We start from the raw sequence: 13,869 nt of genomic DNA, 5'->3' as shown, positions 1-13,869 counted from the left end.
GCTGGCCGCTCTCAAGGCCTGTTTTTCAACCCAAAGCCCAGCGCGACCAGCGCAAACACGATGATCATGCCGGCGAACGCCAGGCTGGCCGCGATGGGGCTGGCATAGGTCGAGATGATGCCAATACCGATGACGGGCAAGGCATTGCCGATAAAGCAGCAGATGAAGAAGCTGGATACCACTTCGGCGCGGCGATCCTCCGGTGCGATCTCGTTCACCACCTGCAGGCTACCACGATAGCCGAGTGCGGCCGTCACGCCGCAGCAGGCGGTGGCGGCGATCATCAGCGCCATCGACGCCAGCATCTGCGCCGCCACCACCATGAGGATGCTGGGAATCATCAACGCCAGCGCGGTCAGCATGGCCTTGCCGCTCCGCATTTGCTTCAGCGCTACGATGCTGAGCGCGGTGACGATCGCCAATTCGAAGAACAGCGCACCGGCGACAGCATGGTTCGTCTCATGCAGTTGCTGCGCCAGGATGCTTGGCGCCACCGCGGCATAGAAGCCGACCAGCGCCATGGCGCCGAAACCGGTCACCGCCGGCGCGACGAAGCGCGCGCGGATTTCATCCGGCACGGCAAAGTGCGGCCGCATGGAAATCTGCCCGAGGCCGCCAGGCTCCGCCACCGTTTCGCGTGTACGCCAGACCAGGATGGAGACGATCACAAGCGCCGCCAGATAAACGATGAAGACCAGGCGCAAGGGCCACGGTTCATACTGCGCCAACAGTCCCGAGACGAGTGCGCCGAAACCGAGGCCCAGGAAATTGGTGCTGGTGGCAATGACGCTGGCGCGCGCCTTGTCAGCGCCGGGGAGAAGCTCGGCGATCCATGCCGTTCCGGTCCCCGCGCCGACACCGATGCCAAGCCCGCTCAGGACGCGCGCCACATCGAGCAGAACGACATTGTTGGCGAACAGAAAGACAAGCGCGCTGGCGACGGCGACGATCATGGCCACGAGAGCGGCAGGCCGGCGCCCAACGACATCCGACGCGCCGCCCAACATCAGCAGGGCGCCGAGATTGCCGACGACATAGACCGCGTAGACCAGCGTCAGCGTGATCTGTGAAAAGCCGAATTGCTGCTTGTAGATGATGTACAGCGGCGTCAGCACCGTGCTGCCGGCAAACAGAACGGCGATCATTGTGGCAACCACCGGAATTGCGAGAGCCTCGCCGCCTGCTTCGTTGCGCGTATGCGCCAAGTCACGAATGGCCATGGCCAAACCTCTTCATCGGTTCAGGGATCGCGACCTTAACGCGCCCTTACTCCCGACGTTCCGGCCGGCCGGCGGGCTCCTGACAGCATGACGGACGTTGCCCAGAAACCCGCCGCCTGAACAGGCCCGAATCGGAGCCGATGGTTCCGATCCGTCACGACATCCTGTCGTGTGACCCCGCTAAAATCCGCTATTTGCAGGAGAAACTCGGTGCGATCTTGCACTTCCCGGGACGCGGTTTGTGCGGCGGGCGATGGTGCGGAGGACGGTGCGGCCGATGCTGCCAGTGCGGCGGACGATGCGGCGGGCGCACGATGATCACTGGCGGGCGAACGACATGGGCCCGCGAGAGATAGCCGGAACTGGCCCAGCCGCTGAGGCCGCCGCCATGGATTCTGCACCAACCCGGGCTGGCAGCCGGTGACGTTCACCCTGTAGCCGACTGGCAGCGTCCCCACCTTGGCATATCCCGCCCCGGGCCCGGAGCGCACGTTGAGGTTGGTGGTGGTGTGGGCGTTGTAGGCGAACGCGGCGGCCGACGTGCCGAGGATGGCGGCCAGAATGGTCGCGAGGCAGAGCAGAAATCGAAATCTCATCAGTCACTCCATTCGATCGCTCGGCCTTATGTGATTCAGCCGAGGCTGTCTTCGATGGAGGACTGTGGCAAGAAAAGTCAACAATTTGCCACAGCAAACCATTGCCGCGAGCCGGCCTGGCGGGAGAGTTTCCCCTGATATAGTTGAGAAATTCCCCGGATGGCGTTTATCGGCCTGACAACATCAGCTAACGATTTAGCATCTTCAACGATCGACACCGGACATAGGGCGCAAATCATGGGCAAAGGCAGGGTCGAGGCATTCACCGACGGCGTCGTGGCCATCATCATCACCATCATGGTGCTTGAACTGAAGGTGCCGCACGGCGAGGATCTCTCGGCCTTGCTGCCGCTATGGCCGATCTTTTTCAGCTACGTGCTGTCCTTCATCAACGTCGGCCTTTACTGGAACAATTTGCACAATATGTTCCACACCGTGCAGCGGGTCGACGGCCGCGTGTTGTGGGCGAACCTCAATCTCCTGTTCTGGCTGTCGCTGATGCCGGTGACGACGGCCTTCATGGGCGAAAACCATTTCGCGCCGGTGCCGGTCGCCGTCTACGGCGCCGATCTTGCGCTGTGCGCCATCGCCTACTTCATTCTCGTCGTGACGCTTCACCGATTGCACGGCAACGATACGGCCTTTGCCAGGGCGATCGGCAACGACCGCAAGGGCAAGATCTCGCTTGTCGCCTATCTCTGCGCCATCCCGCTGACCTTCATCAGCCAGTGGATCGGCGTCGCGATCTATGTACTGGTTGCCCTGGTCTGGCTTGTGCCGGACCGGCGTTTCGCACGCGTGATCGAAAAATAGGGATCTATTCGCGCATCGCTTTCAGCTTCTCGGCCACCGACGCGGCAAGATCGGCGTAGCGCTCTTCCAGCCGTTCCGCCGCCTTGATGACCGCAAAGTCATGGCCGAACTTTTCCAGCGCCATGCGCAGCTTCTCGACGAAATCCGCCTGTTTTTCCAAGGCGGAAAACAACGTCTTCACCTGTGCTTCGTTGATCTCGGGGTTTGCCAGCATCTGCGGCACTTCGCGGCTCATCTGATCGCCAATGGTGGTCTGCTGCTTCAGGATTTCGATCCAGTCCGTCAATCGGGAAATCTCCTTTTGCGAGGCACCATGCGCAGTCTCGGCTGGGCCGGTCAACCCGGCCCAGCAGGCTGCTGAAGCGCAGCCAGGCGCGTGGAGGCTTGCGCCAGCCCGCTCCGGCGCTAAGTTCGGCGCCATCGCAAGAAGGAATCCGCCGCCCATGCTGACCGACGCAGAACTCCAGACCGCTTTGCCCGCGCTTGGTTCGGGCAATGCCGCCGTCGTTACCGGTGCTGCCAGCGGCATTGGTCTTGCGGCCGCGAAGCGGCTGGCTCTCATGGGCATGAAGATCGTGCTCGCCGATATCGCCGGCCCGCGTCTTGACGACGCGGCCCGTGTTGTTTCCGCGATCGCCGGCGACGATGCCGTGCTGGCCGTCGCCGCCGACGTTTCGACGGCGCATGACGTGGATCGTCTCGCCGAAAGAGCCTTTGGCGCCTTCGGTAATGTGTCGCTGCTGATGAACAATGCTGGTATCGGCAACAACCCGGGCAAGCCGTGGGAGAACCGCGACGCTTGGAAGCAGCTGCTGGACATCAATTTCTGGGGTGTCGTGCATGGCGTCGAAGCCTTCGTGCCCCGCATGCTGGGAGCCCGCCAGCCGGGTCTGATCGTCAACACCGGCTCCAAGCAAGGCATCACCACGCCGCCTGGAAACCTTGCCTACAACGTCTCCAAGGCCGGCGTGAAGACCTTTACCGAGGGACTGGCGCATGCCCTGCGCAACGAACCGGGTGCCCATCTGTCGGCGCATCTGCTGATCCCGGGCTTCACCTATACCGGCCTGACCGAGGGTGCGACCGAGAAGCCGGCCGGCGCCTGGACCGGCGAACAGGTCATTGATTTCATGCTGGAATCCCTGACAAAGCGCGACTTCTACATCCTGTGCCCTGACAACGAGGTGACGCGTCCGCTGGATGAGAAACGCATGGCCTGGGCGATCGGCGACATCATCGAAAACCGCCCTGCTCTGTCGCGCTGGCACCCCGACCACAAGGATGCCTTCGCGGCATTCATGAAGCAATGAGCATGTCCGAAAAATGAGAGCCGGTGTTCGGATCGGGTCGCATTCGAGCAACGACGGAACCCTTGGGGGTTAACCGGTTTCAGCCGGTGCTTCGAGCCACCTGCTTTTTCGGTTTGCTCTTTGACGCCACGGCTTTCTTGGCAGCTACGGCCGCGATTTTCTCGTCATGCCGCTTCGCTGCCCGCTCGCATTTGGCACGGATCTCCTGGACCTCGGCTTCGGTCAGATGCTCGATACCGATGAAGGTGTTCTTGGCTTCGCTGACCCGGATCAACTCGTCCAGTTTGGCCTGGATTGCCGCGCCGTCTCGATTCTGGGTGTTTTGGATGAGAAACACCATCAGGAAGGTGATGATCGTCGTCCCGGTGTTGATCACCAGTTGCCAAGTGTCCGAGAAGGCGAAGAGTGGGCCGCTTACTGCCCAGATGATGACGATCAGGCAGCAGAGTGCGAATGTCGGCGACAGCCCCGCAAGGTGGGCTACCCGGTTGGCGATTTTGGTGAAGAGCTTCTCGATCATGGGGTCCCTCAAACAGCGCCGCGCCGTGCGGTACGCCGGAAGGAACAACCGGCGGCCATATCGGGTTCCCATCGGAAAGAAATACAACCGCCGCAATCGAATGCACGCATCAAGGGAATCGGAAGGACAACACACTTTATCGGTTTGGTGTCACAGTAACGGTGCAGGCAAAACAGGCCTGTTCCTTCCGCTTCACAGCGGTTTACCTCCAGCCCCTTCCGTTGCGCCACCCCCGCATGACGGAAGGGGTTCAGTCCGGAGCGCTCGCACAATGGTTCCCTGAAGCGCGCCTTTGGCGCAAATGCGCGTGCTCTTCAGCCGCGCCGGCGCGAACTCACGCGGCGTGATTTTCCCAGCGATCCAGGAAGGTCTCGATGGGCATGGCCTGCATGTCGGGAACGGCGCTGGCGAGCTTTTCGACCGGCCAGTCCCACCAGGCGAGAGCCTCGATCCGCGCCGCGATATCGGCTGCGAAACGCGGCCGAAGCGGCTTGGCCGGCACCCCGGCGACGATCGTATAGGGCGGCACGTCATGCGTGACGACGGCATTGGCGCCGACGACGGCGCCATTGCCGATGGTGAGGCCGGGCATGATCACGGCCCCGTGGCCGATCCACACGTCATGGCCGATACTCACCGCCTTCGCCTGGCGCCGTTCGCGGAAGGCGGCATCGACGCCCAGCCAGCGGAAATATTCGTTGGGCCGGTAGCTGACCTTGTGCTGGGTCAGTCGCTCGATCGGATGATCCAGCGCATTGATGCGGCTGTTGGCGGCAATCGAGCAGAATTTGCCGATGTTCGTGTAGATCGCCTCGGCGTGCCGCTCGAAATAGGAAAAATCGCCGACGCTCACTTCGCGCAGCACCACCCGCTCGCCGATCGAGGCGTAGCGACCGAGCTTGCATGCTTTCAGCTCCGCCGTCGGATGGATACGCGGCTCAGGATCTTTCAGCACGAGATTTTCGGAACGGTCCATGCGGGCGGCTTTACGTCAGGGCAATAGCTCCCGCAAGCCGGGAGCAATTGTCGGTCAGGTCAATTGCACGAAAGAACATCTATTTCGGCTTGCCCTTCGTCCACACCACGTTCTGGCCGTAGAGCGGCACGGTGGTGACCGACATCTTGGCCGAGCCGTTCTGCACCTGGCGCGAATGCGAGAGGTAGATCAGCGTCTCGTTGGCCTTGTCGTAGATGCGGTTCACCACCTGCTTCTTCCAGATCAGGCTGATGCCTTGCTTGAACACCTCCTCGCCGCCTTCGCTCATGTCGATGTCGCCGATGGTGATCGGACCGGTCTGGCGGCACGAAATCGAGGAATCGGAAGGATCTTCGAACCAGTTGCCCTTGTGCAGGCGGTCGATGATGCCGCGGTCGAAATAGGACACGTGGCAGGTGACGCCGTCCACCTTCGGGTCCTTGATCGCTTCGACGATGATGTCGTTGCCGAGCCAGTCGACGCCGACCTTGCCGACTTCATCGGCGACTGCGGCACCGGCGCCAAGGACAACGCACGCGGCCAGGGCGCCGCCGATCAGATTTCGCCCAATCAGTCGTTGCAAGATAGCCTCCGAGGTTCAAGTTTGCCGGTCTCAGGTGGGGCGAAGGACATTGCATTGCAAGCCGCCGGGCCCGATCAAAACGCCGGCATAGGTCACGGCCGGTTGCGTCAACGCGGCACCTTTGCGTGTACCCGGTCGAACCGCTAAGACTGTTCGCCGAACCAAGGGCTGCCTGGCCATGGCCGGCATGCCGATGAAATTACAAGACGGAATCCTACTGATGATGCGCTCAATACTGGTCGGCATTCTCGTCCTGATGGCGGCCGGCATAGGCTGGCTGACCTTCGACTGGTATCGCGGCCACTATGGCGGCGAGCCTTTCGGTGCCGCCTTTACGCTGGTCGACCAGAAAGGCGCGCCGATCACCGAGGCCGCCTTCCGGGGCCACCCCAGCGTCGTCTTCTTCGGCTTCACCCATTGCCCAGAGGTCTGCCCGACCACGCTGTTCGAACTGTCCGGCTGGCTGAAGACGCTTGGCGACGACGGCAAGAACCTGCATGCCTATTTCGTCTCGGTCGATCCGGAGCGCGACACCCCCGCGGTCATGAACGCCTATGTCAGCAATTTCTCTGACCGCATCACCGGCATATCGGGCGACCCGGACAAGGTCCACGCCATGGCGAAGTCCTTCGGCATCTACTGGAAGAAAGTCGACACCGGCGACGGCGACTACACGATGGACCATACCGCCTCGGTGCTGCTGCTCAACGGCAAGGGCGATTTCGCCGGCACGATCGCCTATGGCGAAAGCGCCGACACCGCCGTGGAAAAGCTCAAACGCCTCGCGGCCAAGGGCTGATGCGAAATCCATGACCCAGACGCGGCTCCATTTCACCGCCGGCAAGATCGAATCCACCAGAATTTTCGCCGCCCTCGATGCCGCCTTCGAGGACGAAGGCTTGCCGATCGCCGTGCTGGAGGTCGATGAGGACGCGGACATTCATGAAGTCTCTCTCTATGCCGACGGCGATGTCGATGCGGTCGAGGCGCGGGTGAAGGACATTCTGGCAGGGCTAGCCCTGTCCAGGCCGGTCGAGCGCGAGACCTTGCCCGATATCGACTGGGTGGCGCGCTCGCTGGAAGGGCTGAAACCGGTGCGTGCCGGCCGTTTCTTCGTGCATGGCGCGCACGACCGCCGCAAACGCCACAGTGGCGAGCTTGCCATCGAGATCGAAGCGGGGCTGGCCTTCGGCACCGGCCATCACGGCACCACCGCCGGTTGCCTGGAAATGCTGGAAAAGGTGACGCGGCGCGAGCGGCCGCGCAACGCGCTCGACCTCGGCACCGGCAGCGCGGTGCTGGCCATCGCTGTGGCCAAGCTCTTCCATATTCCCGTGCTGGCGACCGACATCGATCCGGTGGCGGTAAGCGTTGCCGCCGCCAATGCGCGGCTCAACCACGTAAAGGCGCTGGTGGAGACGGTGACCGCGCCCGGATTCCACCATCCGATCTTTGCCAGGCGTGCGCCTTTCGACCTGATCGTCGCCAACATATTGGCGCGGCCGCTGATGCGGCTTGCGCCGGAAATGGCGCGACACATCAGCCTCGGCGGCTCGCTGGTGCTGTCAGGCATCCTCGACCGGCAGCGCGACGCGGTGATCTCCGCCTATGTCGGCCAGAGCTTTCGCCATGTCAGAACGCTGCACCGCGAAGGCTGGGTGACGATCCATCTCAAACGGTGACGCAGCCCCGTCTGGCCCTGCTGAAATCGATTCCGGTTTCCAGCTCCATGCGCTACGGTCGGGCACTATCCGAGGGAGACGCCACCATGTTCCAGACCTTTGATTCCGCTGGCAATCCGGCCGTCGGCAGACCGCGCGTGGCGCTGCTGCGCCAATGGCTGGCGGAAAACGGCCTGGATGGATTTGTCGTTCCCCGCGCCGACGAGCATCAGGGCGAATATGTCGCCGACCGCTCGGCGCGGCTAAAATGGCTGACCGGCTTCAGCGGCTCCGCCGGCGTTGCCATCATCCTGCGCGACCGCGCCTTCATCTTCGTCGACGGACGCTACACGCTGCAGGTGCGCGGCGAGGTTGATCTCGGTATCTTCTCGATCGAGAGCCTGGTCGACAATCCGCCTGCAAATTGGCTCAAGGATAACCTCGGCAAGGGCGCGCGGCTCGGCTTCGACCCCTGGCTGCACACGATCGGCGAGGTCAAGGCGCTGCGGGCCTCGGCCGAAAAGACCGGCGCCGTGCTGGTGCCGCTCGAGGCGAACCCGATCGACATAATCTGGAAGGATCAGCCGGATGCACCGGTCGCTCCTGTCGAACTCCATCCCATCGGTTTTGCCGGCGAGCTCGCCAAGGACAAGCTGGCGCGGCTGGCGGCGGCGATCGGCAAGGAGGGCGCCACCCATGCGGTGCTGACGGATCCCTCCTCGATTGCCTGGGCCTTCAACATCCGTGGCGGCGACGTACCGCACACGCCGCTGGCGCTCGGCTTCGCTGTCCTCGCTGCCGACGGACGGCACCGGCTATTCATGGACAGCCGAAAATTCTCGCGCCAGGTTGCGGCGTATCTCACCCAGCTTGCCGAGCCCCATGAGCCCGGTGAATTCGAGGCCGCGGTCGTGGCGCTGGCCAAGAGCGGCGCGAAAATCGCGCTAGACCCCGTTTTGGCCGCCTACAGGCTGCGCATGCTGGTCGAGGACAATGGCGGCGAGGTGATTGCCGCTCCCGACCCGGCCCGCATCCCGCGCGCCACCAAGAACCAGGCCGAGATCAACGGCTCGCGCGCCGCGCATCGGCGCGATGGCGCGGCGGTGGCGAAGCTTTTGTGCTGGCTCGACCGCCAGAAGCCCGGCTCGCTCGACGAGATCGCGGTCGTCACCCGGCTGGAAGAGACGCGCCGGCAGACCGGCGAGGAAACGCAAATGCCGCTGCGCGACGTCTCCTTCGACACCATTTCGGGCGCCGGCCCGAATGGCGCCATCATGCACTACCGCGTCTCACGCGCCACCAGCCGCAAGCTCCAGGCCGGCGAGCTGTTCCTGCTCGATTCCGGCGCCCAATATCAGGACGGCACCACCGACATCACCCGCACCGTGCCGATCGGCCAGCCGACCGAGGAAATGCGCGAACGCTTCACGCTCGTGCTGAAAGGCATGATCGGCATTTCCACGCTGCGTTTCCCCGCCGGCACGCGCGGCTCGGAAATCGACGCCGTCGCCCGCATGGCGCTGTGGAAGCACGGCTGCGACTTCGCCCACGGCACCGGCCATGGCGTCGGCTCTTATCTGGCGGTGCACGAAGGCCCGCAACGCATCGCCCGCACGGGCACCGAAAAGCTGCTCGAAGGCATGATGCTGTCCAACGAGCCGGGCTACTACAAGGAAGGTTCTTACGGCATCCGCATCGAGAACCTCATCCTGGTGACGCCGGCCGAGCAGATCGACGGCGGCGACATCGCCATGCACGGTTTCGAGACGCTGACCCTGGCGCCGATCGATATCAGGCTGGTGCGCTCGGATTTGTTGACCCGCGACGAGCTGCATTGGCTCGACACCTACCACGCCCGCGTGCTGGCCGAGATCGGCCCGATGCTCGACGGCGAGACGCTGGCCTGGCTGGAAAAGGCAACGGCGCCCTTACCGCATGACGCTAAGATTTGAGTGCGTCTAAGGTGGCGCCAGCGTTCGAACGATCGCGCCCGGAACTCTATCCCACGAACTGCCGCGCGAGGATCAGCATCGCCGCACCAGCCAAAAACATCGCCATCAGCCCGCCGCGCAGCGAAACCACAGCGGTGACAACCAATGCCGCCCATTCCGCCGGTCCGGCATTCAACAGTTCCGGCGCCACCAATGTCGTCAGCACCGCCGCCGGCACCGCGTTCAGGCCGGCCTCGACGCGCGGATGGATGTTGTCGAAGCGCGAGATGACCAGATGCCCGCCGATCCGCGTAAGATATGTGGCGATTGCGCCGGCGATGATGATCCAGAACGTCGTGCTCATGGCCGTGCCTTCACGCCTGAGTGGTGGGGCGGCAGGATGACGGCCAGCAGCACGCCGGCGATGGCGCCGATCGAGACGTGCCAGGGTGAACCTACCGTCTTGTAGGCGACGATCGAGGCGCAAGCACTGGCGACGACCACCGGCAGCCACAACGGCCGCTTGCGGAAGCCCATCACCAGGCCAAGGAAATAGATCGGCAGCAGGAAATCGATGCCCAGCGCATGCGTGTCGGGGACAAGCTTGCCGAACACCGCGCCGAGCGCGCTTTCGATCACCCAGAATACATAGACCGGCAGGCCGACCCGAGATACCAGGCGAAGCCGACCGTCTCGCCGGACTGCGCCCTCGCCTCGGCGACGGCGAATTGCGGATCGGTGAGGATGAAGAAGCCGAGCGCTTGGCTGACCACGGGCCAGTGCGCTATGCGCCGGCCGATACCGGCGGAATAGAGCACATGGCGAAAATTGACGGCGAAGATCGACAGCACGATCAGCCACGGCGCGACATGCTGGCCGAACAGCTCGATGCCGACCATCTGGCTGGCGCCGCCGAAGATCATCGCACTCATCAGGAAGGCTTCGAACACCGAGAAGCCATTGTCGACGGCCAGCGCCCCGAACAGCACCCCGAACGGCGCCGACGCCACAACGACCGGCATGGAAAGCCGCACGCCTTGCCAGAAATCGCTCTTTGCGCCGTTCTCGGAAATTGCATCCGACACCATGGATAACTCCCAGGAGAATGGCCTGATCTAGATAGCGTGGCCCGCCTTGTCACACGAATTCGGTTGAGCCCAACAATCAGCGGAAATGATTGCCAGGACCAATCCTAGCCCTGCGCCACCTTGCCCTCGATCGCCCTCCCCCAATCGAGCAGCGGCTTGGCGCGCATGGTGAAATCGACCAGCTCGTCGACCAGCGCCGCCGTGTGGATCCCCGTCGGATCGATGACATGCTGGACGTAGAAATGACGGTTGCGGATGGCCTCGGCCAAATCGGAATCGCCGACATGCTCGAAGCCTCGCGGCGTGCGCTTCATGCGGCCTTCCGTCTCGAATTCCAGACCGTTCTTCTTCGAGGCGCCCACCAGGGCGCGGAACCTGTCCGGCTTTGCCGCGATGGCCTTGCGCATGGCGAGCAACAGTTCCGGGGCGGGCTGCCACCAGGCAATGTCGGCGAAGCAGCGTTCCAGCCCGACATGGACATAGAACACGCCCTGCTCCATCTTGGTGCCGTCGGGCGACAGGATCGCCGACAGATGCCGGTTGTAAGGCCGCTTGTCCTTGGCGAAGCGCACGTCCCGGTTGATCCGGAACAGTGATTTCTTGCGGTCGCCCTTGAGGCCGAGCCCAGCCTCGCCGAAACGGCGTGTGAGCGTCTCCACCAGATCGCCCAGCGGATCGCGCAATTCCTGTTCGAACAGGTCGCGATTCTCTACGAACCACTCGCGGCTCTGGTGGAAATCAAGTGCCTTCAGGAACGGAATAGCCTTCTGGCCGAACCCCTTGAATTCGCCTGACATCATGCCTTGCCGATCCGCTGCAGCCACGCGTCCTCGTCTATGACCTCGATGCCGAGTTCACTGGCAAGCTTGAGTTTCGAGCCGGCGCCGGGCCCCGCCACCACCAGATCGGTCTTGGCCGAAACCGAGCCCGCCACCTTCGCGCCCAGCCGTTCGGCCATCGCCTTGGCTTCGGAGCGCGTCATCTTTTCCAGCGAGCCCGTGAACACGATGGTCTTGCCGGCGACCACGCTGTCGGCCGAGACGGTGACGACATACGGCTTCGGCCTGACCTGCTTAAGCAGCGCCTCAAGCACGTCGTCATTGCGCTCATTGCCGAAGAAATCGGCCAGCGCGTTGATCACCGTGTCGCCGATGCCGTTGATCGACGGGAAGACACTATGCGGATCGTCAGCCGCCGCGGTCTCCTTGCCGACGCGGATCAGTTCCTCGATTGTCGAAAACGTCCGGGCAAGCACGGCCGCCGTCGTTTCGCCGATATGGCGGATCCCAAGCGCAAAGATGAAGCGGTCGAGCTCGGGTTCGCGGCGCGAATCGATCGCCGCAAAGAGCTTGTCCAACCCTTCATAGTTGCGGTCCTCGACGCTGCGCACGTTCTTGCGCGTCTTGCCCGACGCCGCCTCGCGCTGCCTCGCCTGCTCCTCGCGCCGCTCGGCCAGCGCCTTGGTGACGGCGGGACGCCGATCCCTGAGCGTGAAGATGTCGGCGGCCGTCTTGACCAGGCCCGCATTGAAGAACAGGTCGATGTTTTCCGCGCCTAGTCCCTCGATATCCATGGCCCCGCGCGACACGAAGTGGCGCAGCCCTTCCACGGCTTGCGCGGGGCAGATCAGTTCGCCCGTGCAACGCCTGCGGGAATCCTCCTTGCCGGTCTTCTCGTTGATTTCGCGCGTCGCCGGCGAGCCGCAGATCGGGCAAGTATGTGGGAATTCGTAAGACACGGCATCCGGCGGACGCTTGTCGACGACGACACTGACGATCTGCGGGATGACGTCCCCTGCCCGCTGGATCACCACGGTGTCGCCGATGCGCACGTCGATGCCGTCGCGGATCGGCTGGCCGTTGCTGTCGAAACCCTTGATATAGTCTTCGTTGTGCAGCGTGACGTTCTCGACCACGACGCCCCCGACTGTCACGGGCGCAAGCCTCGCCACCGGCGCCAGCGTGCCGGTGCGCCCGACCTGGATATCGATCTTCTGCACGGTCGTCATCGCCTGTTCGGCCGGAAATTTGTGCGCGATGGCCCAGCGCGGTTCGCCGGTGACGAAGCCCCACCGGCGCTGCAACTCCAGTTGGTCGACCTTGTAGACGACGCCGTCGATGTCGTAGCCCAAGGAAGAACGCTGTTCCTCGATGCGGTGATAATGCGCGATCAGCTCGCCGACCGACCTCGCCCGCACCATCAGCGGGCTGACTTTGAAGCCCCATTCCGCGAATTTCTGCACCGAATCGTATTGTGTCGGAGCGGGGTCGGCTGTCGTGTAGCCCCAGGCATAGGCAAAGAATTTGAGGTTCCGGCTGGCGGTGACCGATGGATCCTTCTGGCGCAGCGACCCAGCCGCCGTATTGCGCGGATTGACATAGTCCTGGCCGCCGGCGGCCGCCGAGCGTTGCTTCAGCGCCTCGAATTCCGCATAGGTCATGTAGACCTCGCCGCGTATCTCGATGATTTCGGGCCAGCCCGAGCCTTTCAGCCTGCCGGGAATATCGGCGATGGTCCTCAGATTGGCGGTGATGTCTTCGCCGACAGCGCCATCGCCGCGCGTTGCGCCCTGCACGAACACGCCGTTCTCGTAACGCAGCGAGGCCGACAGGCCGTCGATCTTCGGTTCGGCCGTGAAGGCGATGTCGAGATCCTTGTCGCGGTCGAAGAAGCGCCGGCCGCGTTCGATGAAATCTGCGACGTCCTCGTCGGTATAGGCCTTGGCGAGGCTGAGCATGGGCACGGCATGGCGCACCTTGGCAAAGCCTTCCGCCGGCGCGGCACCGACCCTGCGCGATGGCGAATCCTCGCGCACCAGGGCGGGAAAGCGCTGCTCGATGGCGAAGTTGCGCCGGGTCAGCGCATCATAGGCGGCGTCGGTGATAACAGGCGCGTCCTCGGTATGGTAGCGGCGGTCGTGCTCCGCGATCTCCTGCGCCAGGCGCTTCAGCTCCGCTTCGGCTTCGCTCTCACTGAGTGAATCGACTGGTCTTTCAGACATCGCACGGCTTCCCTGACCAATGCACGCCGCCCAAAATATGGTGCGATTTTGGGGCAACGACATGCACAAAACAATAACCAAGGCGCAGCGCACTTTGGTTGGGCGCCACTATAAATCAGGATTTGGCAGGAGGGAGCCGGCCTGCGAAAAAATCATTCCTGAACAGCAGG

The 13,869-nt window shown here is 63.2% G+C and carries 14 protein-coding genes and 1 pseudogene; 5 read left to right on the top strand and 10 right to left on the bottom strand.

Annotation, left to right across the window (positions count from 1 at the left end; genetic code table 11):
* Nucleotides 1–11: 11 nt before the first annotated feature.
* Together FJ867_RS10870 and FJ867_RS10865 are read right to left on the bottom strand one after the other, a co-directional pair.
* Nucleotides 12–1,220 (bottom strand): MFS transporter, encoded by a 1,209-nt coding sequence (locus FJ867_RS10870; protein WP_140817363.1) that lies wholly within the window; start codon nucleotides 1,218–1,220, stop codon nucleotides 12–14.
* Between the two features lie 35 nt (nucleotides 1,221–1,255).
* Nucleotides 1,256–1,816 (bottom strand): SH3 domain-containing protein, encoded by a 561-nt coding sequence (locus FJ867_RS10865; protein WP_246675035.1) that lies wholly within the window; start codon nucleotides 1,814–1,816, stop codon nucleotides 1,256–1,258.
* A gap of 237 nt (nucleotides 1,817–2,053) precedes the next feature.
* On the opposite strand from FJ867_RS10865, the gene FJ867_RS10860 reads away from it, so the two are divergent.
* A complete protein-coding gene (locus FJ867_RS10860; protein WP_140495258.1) occupies nucleotides 2,054–2,629 on the top strand; it encodes a TMEM175 family protein in 576 nt (191 codons plus the stop codon).
* Between the two features lie 4 nt (nucleotides 2,630–2,633).
* Here FJ867_RS10860 and FJ867_RS10855 read toward each other — a convergent pair whose 3' ends face one another.
* On the bottom strand, nucleotides 2,634–2,915 hold the full coding sequence (locus tag FJ867_RS10855; protein WP_140495255.1) for a hypothetical protein: 282 nt from the start codon (nucleotides 2,913–2,915) through the stop codon (nucleotides 2,634–2,636).
* A 157-nt stretch (nucleotides 2,916–3,072) separates the two neighbouring features.
* Between FJ867_RS10855 and FJ867_RS10850 the strand changes: the two genes are divergently transcribed.
* Complete coding sequence (locus FJ867_RS10850) at nucleotides 3,073–3,939, top strand: SDR family NAD(P)-dependent oxidoreductase (RefSeq protein ID WP_140817361.1); 867 nt, start codon at nucleotides 3,073–3,075, stop codon at nucleotides 3,937–3,939.
* Nucleotides 3,940–4,018: 79 nt separating this feature from the next.
* Here FJ867_RS10850 and FJ867_RS10845 read toward each other — a convergent pair whose 3' ends face one another.
* The 3 genes from FJ867_RS10845 to FJ867_RS10835 all read right to left on the bottom strand — a co-directional run bounded on the left by FJ867_RS10845 (nucleotide 4,019) and on the right by FJ867_RS10835 (nucleotide 6,018).
* Nucleotides 4,019–4,459 (bottom strand): low affinity iron permease family protein, encoded by a 441-nt coding sequence (locus FJ867_RS10845; protein ID WP_181165307.1) that lies wholly within the window; start codon nucleotides 4,457–4,459, stop codon nucleotides 4,019–4,021.
* 334 nt (nucleotides 4,460–4,793) lie between these two features.
* On the bottom strand, nucleotides 4,794–5,435 hold the full coding sequence (locus tag FJ867_RS10840; protein WP_140685487.1) for a DapH/DapD/GlmU-related protein: 642 nt from the start codon (nucleotides 5,433–5,435) through the stop codon (nucleotides 4,794–4,796).
* A 79-nt stretch (nucleotides 5,436–5,514) separates the two neighbouring features.
* Nucleotides 5,515–6,018: a CreA family protein gene (locus FJ867_RS10835; RefSeq protein ID WP_181168350.1), complete on the bottom strand. Its 504-nt coding sequence runs from the start codon at nucleotides 6,016–6,018 to the stop codon at nucleotides 5,515–5,517.
* A 220-nt stretch (nucleotides 6,019–6,238) separates the two neighbouring features.
* Between FJ867_RS10835 and FJ867_RS10830 the strand changes: the two genes are divergently transcribed.
* From FJ867_RS10830 to FJ867_RS10820, 3 genes are all read left to right on the top strand, one after another.
* On the top strand, nucleotides 6,239–6,817 hold the full coding sequence (locus tag FJ867_RS10830; RefSeq protein WP_140495247.1) for an SCO family protein: 579 nt from the start codon (nucleotides 6,239–6,241) through the stop codon (nucleotides 6,815–6,817).
* A gap of 10 nt (nucleotides 6,818–6,827) precedes the next feature.
* A complete protein-coding gene (locus tag FJ867_RS10825) occupies nucleotides 6,828–7,700 on the top strand; it encodes a 50S ribosomal protein L11 methyltransferase (RefSeq protein WP_140521202.1) in 873 nt (290 codons plus the stop codon).
* An 86-nt stretch (nucleotides 7,701–7,786) separates the two neighbouring features.
* Nucleotides 7,787–9,631, top strand: a complete 1,845-nt coding sequence (locus FJ867_RS10820; RefSeq protein WP_140817359.1) for an aminopeptidase P family protein — start codon at nucleotides 7,787–7,789, stop codon at nucleotides 9,629–9,631.
* A 46-nt stretch (nucleotides 9,632–9,677) separates the two neighbouring features.
* Here the strand turns inward: FJ867_RS10820 and FJ867_RS10815 are convergent, their stop codons facing one another.
* The 4 genes and pseudogenes from FJ867_RS10815 to ligA all read right to left on the bottom strand — a co-directional run bounded on the left by FJ867_RS10815 (nucleotide 9,678) and on the right by ligA (nucleotide 13,699).
* Entirely contained in the window at nucleotides 9,678–9,974 is a 297-nt protein-coding gene (locus FJ867_RS10815) for an AzlD family protein (protein ID WP_140495242.1), read from the bottom strand.
* Nucleotides 9,971–10,698, bottom strand: a pseudogene (locus tag FJ867_RS10810) (AzlC family ABC transporter permease). Before FJ867_RS10810 ends, FJ867_RS10815 begins: the two are co-directional and overlap by 4 nt.
* 104 nt (nucleotides 10,699–10,802) lie before the next feature.
* The gene (locus FJ867_RS10805; protein ID WP_140817560.1) at nucleotides 10,803–11,495 is read right to left on the bottom strand and encodes a TIGR02453 family protein; all 693 of its coding nucleotides are present in this window, start codon (nucleotides 11,493–11,495) and stop codon (nucleotides 10,803–10,805) included.
* Nucleotides 11,495–13,699: an NAD-dependent DNA ligase LigA gene (ligA, locus tag FJ867_RS10800; protein ID WP_140817357.1), complete on the bottom strand. Its 2,205-nt coding sequence runs from the start codon at nucleotides 13,697–13,699 to the stop codon at nucleotides 11,495–11,497. The genes FJ867_RS10805 and ligA overlap by 1 nt, the downstream gene beginning before the upstream one ends.
* Nucleotides 13,700–13,869: the final 170 nt, after the last annotated feature.

Origin of the sequence: Mesorhizobium sp. B2-5-3, assembly GCF_006441005.1 — a bacterium.
In the GTDB taxonomy this organism is placed as follows: Bacteria; Pseudomonadota; Alphaproteobacteria; order Rhizobiales; family Rhizobiaceae; genus Mesorhizobium.
The sequence above is the reverse complement of the archived record's forward strand: the minus strand, read 5'-3'. Positions and strand labels throughout refer to the sequence as shown.